This window comes from Plantactinospora siamensis (genome assembly GCF_042434095.1).
GTDB lineage: Bacteria > Actinomycetota > Actinomycetes > Mycobacteriales > Micromonosporaceae > KBS50.
On record NZ_JBHLUE010000011.1, the window covers coordinates 734345 to 742512 of the forward strand.

At 69.3% G+C, this 8168-nt stretch carries 7 protein-coding genes and 2 tRNA genes; 6 read left to right on the plus strand and 3 right to left on the minus strand.

Annotated elements, in window-relative coordinates; all coding sequences use genetic code 11:
* Window positions 1–195 precede the first annotated feature (195 nt).
* Together ACFFHU_RS16405 and ACFFHU_RS16410 are read right to left on the minus strand one after the other, a co-directional pair.
* Window positions 196–1212, minus strand: a complete 1017-nt coding sequence (locus tag ACFFHU_RS16405; RefSeq protein WP_377339732.1) for a GNAT family N-acetyltransferase — start codon at window positions 1210–1212, stop codon at window positions 196–198.
* Window positions 1213–1309: 97 nt separating this feature from the next.
* Window positions 1310–1383 (minus strand) — tRNA-Gly (locus ACFFHU_RS16410).
* 203 nt (window positions 1384–1586) lie between these two features.
* On the opposite strand from ACFFHU_RS16410, the gene ACFFHU_RS16415 reads away from it, so the two are divergent.
* The 6 genes from ACFFHU_RS16415 (at window position 1587) to ACFFHU_RS16440 (ending at window position 7181) form a co-directional block, all read left to right on the plus strand.
* Window positions 1587–1660 (plus strand) — tRNA-Pro (locus tag ACFFHU_RS16415).
* Between the two features lie 164 nt (window positions 1661–1824).
* Entirely contained in the window at window positions 1825–3171 is a 1347-nt protein-coding gene (gene tig / locus ACFFHU_RS16420; protein ID WP_377339733.1) for a trigger factor, read from the plus strand.
* Between the two features lie 169 nt (window positions 3172–3340).
* Window positions 3341–3982: an ATP-dependent Clp protease proteolytic subunit gene (locus ACFFHU_RS16425; protein ID WP_377339734.1), complete on the plus strand. Its 642-nt coding sequence runs from the start codon at window positions 3341–3343 to the stop codon at window positions 3980–3982.
* Window positions 3983–3993: 11 nt separating this feature from the next.
* Window positions 3994–4656 (plus strand): ATP-dependent Clp protease proteolytic subunit, encoded by a 663-nt coding sequence (locus ACFFHU_RS16430; RefSeq protein ID WP_377339735.1) that lies wholly within the window; start codon window positions 3994–3996, stop codon window positions 4654–4656.
* 250 nt (window positions 4657–4906) lie between these two features.
* Complete coding sequence (clpX, locus tag ACFFHU_RS16435; RefSeq protein WP_377339736.1) at window positions 4907–6196, plus strand: ATP-dependent Clp protease ATP-binding subunit ClpX; 1290 nt, start codon at window positions 4907–4909, stop codon at window positions 6194–6196.
* 190 nt (window positions 6197–6386) lie between these two features.
* On the plus strand, window positions 6387–7181 hold the full coding sequence (locus ACFFHU_RS16440) for a carbon-nitrogen hydrolase family protein (RefSeq protein WP_377339737.1): 795 nt from the start codon (window positions 6387–6389) through the stop codon (window positions 7179–7181).
* 89 nt (window positions 7182–7270) lie between these two features.
* Here ACFFHU_RS16440 and ACFFHU_RS16445 read toward each other — a convergent pair whose 3' ends face one another.
* The gene (locus ACFFHU_RS16445) at window positions 7271–7495 is read right to left on the minus strand and encodes a hypothetical protein (RefSeq protein ID WP_377339738.1); all 225 of its coding nucleotides are present in this window, start codon (window positions 7493–7495) and stop codon (window positions 7271–7273) included.
* Window positions 7496–8168: the final 673 nt, after the last annotated feature.

Below are 8168 nucleotides of genomic sequence, written 5' to 3' on the forward strand. Positions count from 1 at the left end.
ACGTTCGGGGATCCCCAGTCGAGGCCAGCGCGCTCCCTCCGCCGAGGGAGGCCGGATCCGCCACCGCAGGGTGTCAGAAGCGCGTGGCTCGGCCGCGCGTGCTCGGGCGCCAGACCCGGCTCGTTGGCGTGGTCAATGGCGACAAGGGACAGCGCTGGCTTGAGGGCATCCGCTGCCCGCTCCGGTCGTGGGCGGTCAGGCCGGCACCGGCAACTGGAAGACCGACCACATGTCCACCGGCTGGAAGCCGAGCACCGCGTTGACCGCCCGCATGTGCGTGTTCTCCTCGGCGTTCCATGCGTCGATGGCTCGTAGCGCCGGCTCGTGGGCCCGCGCGTACGCGTGGTTGGCCGACTTCACGATCAGACCGAGACGTCGACCTCGGTGGGCAGGCTCGACGATGGTGGTTCGCTGCCGTGCGTGAGAGTCGTCGTCCGCCTCGAACGCCAGCTTGGTGCGGGCGACCACCCGGCCTGTCGCGTCGTGCCGGGCCGCCGTCGAGTAGGCCCGGTGGCCGCGACCCAGCTCGGTCGCCTCCTGGGCGCGTATCCGAGCAGTGTCGTACACCTCCTGCTCGACCGCCAGGTCACCGGTGGGTGCGTCGATCATGAGCCGGCTCTGCAGCGCGGCGACGTCCCTGACGATCTCGTCGGGTACGGCGTCCCGCCACTGCACCAGCGAGTACCCGTCCGCGTGGGTCCACGCCTCGGCGAGCGCCGCCGCGTCGCCGCCCGCGTCGTCGGCGACCCGGCAGCGGGATCTGATGCTGGTCACGCCGGGTCGGTGAGCGCGATTGGTCAGGTAGCGGTAGCCGGACTCGTCCCGGGCGATGCCACCGGGCAACGCCCGAACCGTCTCGATCTCGATCAGGTTTCGGTGGTGCCGTCGGGCGCCCGCCTGAGCCTCCTCCAGCAACCTGGTGCCGATCCCGCGGCGCCGATGCTGCGGATGCACCATCAGGTCCAGCTGGGCCGTGCTCAGGTTCGCCGCCTGGGGCAACAGGTACGAGGTGGCGCCGACCACCCGATCGCCGTCCCAGGCCAGCAGCGCCTCCTCGGTCGACGCGGGCCACGGGTGCCTGAACCGGGCGTCGTGGTCCCGTCTACCGGGCACGGGAAGGTCGGGCAGGTCGTGGCGGGTGACGGCGACCATCAGGTCGTACCACCGGCTCATCGCCTCGGAGTCGGCCGGATCGAGCGGCGTGATGGTCATGCCGCATGGTCCGGCGGGCGGAAAAAATCAGCAATCGAATTACGAGGTGGAACGGCGCGGGCGCCGCAATCACGCGGTCTGCCTGGGCCTTGATGGGTGGAGCGGGCGACGGGAATCGAACCCGCACCGTCAGTTTGGAAGACTGAAGCTCTGCCATTGAGCTACGCCCGCATACGCCCGAGAGATCCATGGCGCGCGGATCAGCGTACCGGGTCATCGGCCGGCGGCCCAACCGGCCCGCCGGCCGGCGGCGGCGCCCGACCCGCGACGGCCGATCCGATCTTGGGGTTGGCGTGGGTGGCGGATGAAACGCGGCGCACCGGGGAGGCGGGACGGACCGACGTCACGCGGACCGCATACACTCTCCAGGGTTACGGGGTGTGGCGCAGCTTGGTAGCGCACTCGCTTTGGGAGCGAGGGGCCGTGGGTTCAAATCCCGCCACCCCGACTGTCCTCCGCGACGGCTGTGGCGAACGGCACGGCAGTGGATCATCTGCCCGCCGCCGCCGCCGCGATGGTCGCCGCCGGACCGCATCCGGGTCCGCACTACACTCGTGGGGCTGAACAGCGCCCCTTCAAGATGATCTCAGACCTGTTTCAAGGAGTACGCCTGTGAAGAGCACCGTCGAGACTCTGAGCCCGACCCGCGTGCGGCTCGCCATCGAGGTGCCGTTCGCCGAGCTCGAGCCGAGCCTCAGGAAGGCGTACCGGGAGATCGGCCGGCAGGTGACCGTGCCCGGCTTCCGCCAGGGCAAGGTCCCGACCGCCGTGATCGACCAGCGGGTCGGCCGGGGCGCCGTCCTGAACGAGGCCGTCCAGGAGGCGATCCCGGAGCACATCCTGGCCGCCGTCCGTGAGCACGACCTGAAGACCCTCGGCCGTCCCGAGGTGGAGATCACCGAGTTCGCCGACCGCGAGCCGCTGAAGTTCACCGCCGAGGTGGACGTCCGGCCCGAGATCACCCTGCCGGACCTGTCGACCATCGAGGTCACCGTCGACGAGCTCAAGATCGACGACAGCGAGGTCGATGAGCAGGTGAACGGGCTGCGGGAGCGGTTCGCCACCCTCAAGACCGTCGAGCGCGCCGCCGCCGAGGGCGACTACGTGCAGCTCGACCTCGCGGCCACGGTCGACGGCGAGGAGGTCCCCGGCGGCTCGGCCAGCAACATCTCGCACGAGGTCGGCAGCAAGCAGCTGCTGCCGGGCCTGGACGAGGTGCTGGTGGGCATGTCGGCGGGCGACACCCGGACCTTCACCACCCAGCTCGTGGGTGGGGACTTCGCCGGCCGGGACGCCGACGTCGAGGTGACCGTCCGCACGGTGAAGGAGAAGGAGCTGCCCGAGCTGGACGACGAGTTCGCCGGCATGGCCAGCGAGTTCGACAGCCTCGAGGAGCTGCGGAACGACCTGCGCGAGCGGGTCACCCGGGGCAAGAAGGTCGAGCAGATCTACGCGGCCCGGGACAAGGCGCTGGAGCAGCTCGTGGCGGCCGCCGAGGTGCCCGCGCCCGAGGGCGTGGTGAAGGAGGAGGTCGAGCACCGCAAGCAGGCGATGGTCGACCAGCTCGAGCGGATCGGCGCCTCCATGGAGGAATACCTCTCCGCCGAGGAGAAGACCGAGGAGCAGATCGACGCCGAGCTGGCCGAGGCGGCCACCGAGGGCGTCAAGATCCAGCTCCTGCTGGACACCCTGGCCGACGCCGAGGACGTGCAGGTCTCCGACGACGAGTTCGGGCACGAGATCGTGCACCGCGCGCAGCGCGCCGGCATGGCCCCGCAGCAGTACTACGACCAGCTGGTCCGCTCGGGCGCCGCGCCCGCGGTCTTCGGCGACGTCCGCCGGGGCAAGGCGCTCGCCACCGTGCTGGAGAAGGTCAAGATCACCGACACGGCCGGCAACGAGATCAACCTCGACGAGCTGCGCGAGGCCGGCGAGGACGAGCACGCGCACGAGCACTGAGCGCCGCGGTGGTCGGCCGCCGGGCGCCCGGGCGTCCGGCGGCCGAAACCCCTTTTCGGGTACGCCGGGGAGGCTGCGCTCATAGCGAACAGGTCGCCTACCGGGACGCTCCGGGCCCGGTGAGCGGTTAGTGTCGGGCGTAAGACGGTACGGAGAGCGAAGGGCTGCCATGACCGAAATGCACGTCCCAGCGATGCCCCTGCGGGCGGTCGACGCCCGCGGCGGGGATGCCATTGGCAACCTTGACGACTCGGTTTACAACCGGCTGCTGAAGGAACGGATCATCTTCCTGGGCAGCGAGGTGACCGATCAGGTCGCCAACCGGATCTGCGCGCAGCTGCTGCTGCTCGCCGCGGAGGATCCCGACCGCGACATCAACCTGTGGATCAACTCGCCGGGTGGCTCCGTCTACTCCGGCATGGCCATCTACGACACGATGCAGTTCATCGACAACGACGTGTCCACCGTGGCGATGGGCATGGCCGCCTCCATGGGTCAGCTGCTGCTCTGCGCCGGCACCCGGGGCAAGCGGTACGCCCTCCCGCACGCGCGGATCATGATGCACCAGCCCTCGGGCGGCGTCGGCGGCACGGCGGCGGACATCGCCATCCAGGCCGAGCAGATGCTCTATACCAAGCGGATGTTCCAGGAGCGGGTGGCGCACCACACCGGCCAGTCCCAGGAGCAGATCGAGGCGGATTCCGACCGGGACCGCTGGTTCACCGCCCAGGAGGCCCTGGACTACGGCTTCATCGACAAGGTGATCACCGGGGCCACCCAGGTTCCGGACGGCGCCGGGACCCTGAGCTGAGGAGCTTGACGATGAGTGACCTGATCCAGCCGCCGAGCTTCTCGCCGGTGCAGAACCGCTACATCCTTCCGTCGTTCGTCGAGCGCACCTCGTACGGGGTCAAGGAGTCCAACCCGTACAACAAGATGTTCGAGGACCGGATCATCTTCCTCGGCGTCCAGGTGGACGACGCGTCGGCCAACGACATCATGGCCCAGCTGCTCACCCTGGAGAGCACGGACCCGGACCGTGACATCACGATGTACATCAACTCGCCCGGCGGCTCGTTCACGGCCATGACGGCGATCTACGACACCATGCAGTACGTCCGTCCCGACATCGCGACGGTCTGCCTGGGCCAGGCCGCCAGCGCCGCGGCGGTGCTGCTCGGCGCCGGTACGCCGGGCAAGCGGATGGCGCTGCCGAACTCCCGGATCATCATCCACCAGCCGGCCACCGAGGGCGGCTACGGGCAGGGCTCGGACATCGAGATCCAGGCCCGGGAGATCCTCCGGATGCGTACCCAGCTGGAGGAGATGATCGGTCGGCACGCTGGTCAGCCGGTCGAGAAGGTCCGCAAGGACATCGACCGTGACAAGATCATGACCGCCGACGAGGCCCGGGAGTACGGGATCATCGACACCGTGCTGTCCAGCCGCAAGAAGGGGCTGCTCGCGGCCAACGCGAACAGCTGACGACCGCGGGGGTCGGTCGGCGGTAAGCTGCCGACCGACCCCGGACACGCCCCTTTTGGGGGTCGGAGAAACCTCCGCAAGGAGGTAACGTCGGTTCTGCACCGCTTCGCCGGCACGCCCGGCCCAGCGATCAGCATCGAACGACGCAGGGCAGTGAGACGACGCAGTGCAGCGAGACGCAGCGCAGCGAGACGCAGTGCAACCCCGGCCAGGGCGGCGCCCCGGGTCGACGACGGCAGGGAGAACGTAGGTGGCACGGATCGGCGACGGCGGCGACCTACTGAAGTGCTCCTTCTGCGGGAAGTCGCAGAAGCAGGTGAAGAAGCTCATCGCGGGGCCCGGGGTCTACATCTGCGACGAGTGCATCGATCTCTGCAACGAGATCATCGAGGAGGAGCTCGCCGAGTCGGGCGAGGTCAAGTGGGAAGAGCTGCCCAAGCCGATCGAGATCTGCCAGTTCCTCGACCAGTACGTCGTGGGTCAGGACCAAGCCAAGAAGGCCCTCTCGGTCGCGGTCTACAACCACTACAAGCGGATCCAGGCCGAGACGGCCGGCGGCTCGGGTTCGGGTGACCAGGTCGAGTTGGCCAAGTCCAACATCCTGCTCATCGGTCCCACCGGCTGCGGCAAGACCCACCTGGCGCAGACCCTCGCGCGGATGCTCAACGTGCCGTTCGCGATCGCCGACGCCACGGCTCTCACCGAGGCCGGGTACGTCGGCGAGGACGTGGAGAACATCCTCCTCAAGCTGATCCAGGCGGCGGACTACGACATCAAGCGGGCCGAGACCGGGATCATCTACATCGACGAGGTCGACAAGATCGCCCGGAAGTCGGAGAACCCGTCGATCACCCGGGACGTCTCCGGGGAGGGCGTGCAACAGGCGCTGCTCAAGATCCTCGAGGGCACGGTGGCCAACGTCCCGCCGCAGGGCGGTCGGAAACATCCGCACCAGGAGTTCATCCAGATCGACACCACCAACGTGCTGTTCATCTGCGGCGGCGCGTTCGCCGGCCTGGACCGGATCATCGAGTCCCGCACCGGGCAGGGTGGCCTCGGCTTCGGCGCGCACCTGCGGGCGGTCTCCGAGCGCTCGACCGATGACATCTTCGGTCAGGTCATGCCGGAGGACATGCTCAAGTTCGGCCTGATCCCCGAGTTCATCGGCCGGCTTCCGGTGATCACGAACGTCCGCAGCCTCGACCGCCGGGCCCTCGTGCAGATCCTCACCGAGCCCCGCAACGCCCTCGTCCGGCAATACCAGCGGCTCTTCGAGCTCGACGGCGTCGAGCTCGAGTTCGAGCAGCCGGCGCTGGAGGCCATCGCCGACCAGGCGATGCTGCGCGGCACCGGTGCCCGGGGCCTGCGGGCCATCCTCGAAGAGGTCCTGCTCTCGGTCATGTACGAGGTGCCGAGCAACCCCGACGCTGCCCGGGTGCTGATCACCCGCGAGGTCGTCCTGGAAAACGTCAACCCGACGATCGTGCCGCGGGAGTTCGCCGGCCGCCGGCGGCGGGACCGCGAGGAAAAGTCGGCCTGACCGTCGCGCTGTATGGCTCGGCCCGCACCCATGCCGGGGGACAGGGGTCGGCTGGCCCAGCCCGCCCTGGGCGGTCAGGCTTGATCCCGAGTCATCCTGAGCGCTTCCGGCACTGAGCGGCGCGCGCCGATCCGCCTCCGCGGGCTTGGGCGGGTGGCTGGCGGGGGGACCGGCCCGTAGGGTCTGCGGTATGCGGGTTGCGGTGTGTCAGGTGAATTCTCGGGAGGACCGGAAGGCCAACCTGGAGGTGGCCGCCGAGCTGCTCGACCGGGCGGCCGCCGCCGGAGCGGATCTGGCCATCCTCCCGGAATACGTCGACCACCTGGGACCGGCGGACACCGCCCCCGTGCCGGAGGAGAGGGACGGCGAGTTTGCCGCGTTCTTCGCGGCGGCGGCGGCGCGGCACGGCATGTGGGTGCACGCCGGCTCGTTCCACGAGCGAGGGCCGGACCCCGACCGCACCTACAACACATCGCTGATCTTCGACCGCACCGGGCGGCTCGCCGGTAGCTACCGGAAGATCCACCTGTACGACGTCGAGATCCCGGGCCGGGTCTCGTACCTGGAATCCCGCACGGTGGCGCCCGGCGCCGAACCGGCGGTCGTGCCGGTCGACGGTCTTCCGGTCGGGTTGTCCATCTGCTACGACCTCCGCTTCCCGGAGCTGTACCGGCGGCTCGTCGAGCTCGGCGCCCGGGTCCTGGTGGTGCCGGCCGCGTTCATGCTGCACACCGGTCGGGATCACTGGGAGGTGCTGCTGCGCGCCCGGGCGATCGAGAACCAGTGCTACGTGATCGCCGCCGGACAGATCGGTGACCACGAGCCGGGCCGGACCTGCTTCGGGCGCAGCATGGTCATCGACCCGTGGGGCACCGTGCTGGCGCAGGCGCCCGACGTCGTCGGCGTCACGGTGGCCGACCTCGACCTGGACCGGCTCGAGCGGATCCGCACCGAGCTGCCCAGCCTGGCCAATCGGCGGCTGTAGGCACTGCCCAGCCTGGCCAACCGGCGGCTGTAGGCACGTGCCCGGGCCTGGTCGGCTCCGCGGGCCTGGGTGCCGCGGCGCCGGGTCTCTCAGTGGCCCTGGAACAGGATCCCGACGACGGCCAGCCCGACGATGGCGCCGCCTGTCACGAGCAGCGCGGTGGACATCCGGGACGGACCACGCCGAGCAAGCCGGCGTACCGACAGCAGCAGGACGACCACCACGGCCGCTCCGATCACCACCTGCCAGAACGGGAGCAGGAGCGCGAGGATGGCCTCGTCGGACGGGGACGCCTGGAGCACCGGAACCGCCATGTCGCCACTCTCGCACGTTTTGAGTGGCTCGGACCGGCCGGCGCGACCGGGACGACGTCCCGTCGGGCGGGCGGGGAACGAGACCGGCGTCACGACGCGTGCGTCCCGGGCCGGTTCTTCGCGACGATTTCGCAGGTCAGCGCGGGCATCGGTGGGCCGCCGAGACCTGACAGCGATGGCTCTCGATTTGCGGGCCGTTCACCGGGCGCGTAACTTTCTCTCTGCACGCGGAACACCGGACGGAAACGACCGGGGTCGCGGGCCCCGGCCGGGCCGCTTCGGCGGATCGAGACGGGTGCGGGCAGTGCGCTCGCCGGGAGAGATCCCGGGCTTGAGTTCGCGAAGCTGACCGTGTAGAGTACTTCGAGCCGGCAGGAGCCGGGCGGGTCAGTCGCCGAGGCGACGATCGGCCGGTCTGCCAGCTTCCTCCGACAGCTACCCGCCGGACACGGTGGGCGTCAGCGCGGAGACAGTCGGGCGGTGCGATCGATGATCGCGGAGCCGACCGGCATGACGAATGACTTGCCCCGTGTTGGTGGCCTGTGTTGGTTGCTGGTGTGGTGTGTGGTTGTTCTTTGAGAACTCAACAGGGTGTTTGATAAGCCAGTGCCAATTCAATGGTTTGATTGTTTTGGCGACCTCGTTAATGGGGTTTGCTGGGACTGCTTTTCAA

Bases quoted from the DNA above. Each gene is read 5' to 3' on its own strand.
- ACFFHU_RS16405 (WP_377339732.1), bottom strand. From the start codon at position 1,212: ATGACCATCACGCCGCTCGATCCGGCCGACTCCGAGGCGATGAGCCGG.
- ACFFHU_RS16425 (WP_377339734.1), top strand. From the start codon at position 3,341: ATGACCGAAATGCACGTCCCAGCGATGCCCCTGCGGGCGGTCGACGCC.
- ACFFHU_RS16430 (WP_377339735.1), top strand. From the start codon at position 3,994: ATGAGTGACCTGATCCAGCCGCCGAGCTTCTCGCCGGTGCAGAACCGC.
- ACFFHU_RS16440 (WP_377339737.1), top strand. From the start codon at position 6,387: ATGCGGGTTGCGGTGTGTCAGGTGAATTCTCGGGAGGACCGGAAGGCC.
- ACFFHU_RS16445 (WP_377339738.1), bottom strand. From the start codon at position 7,495: ATGGCGGTTCCGGTGCTCCAGGCGTCCCCGTCCGACGAGGCCATCCTC.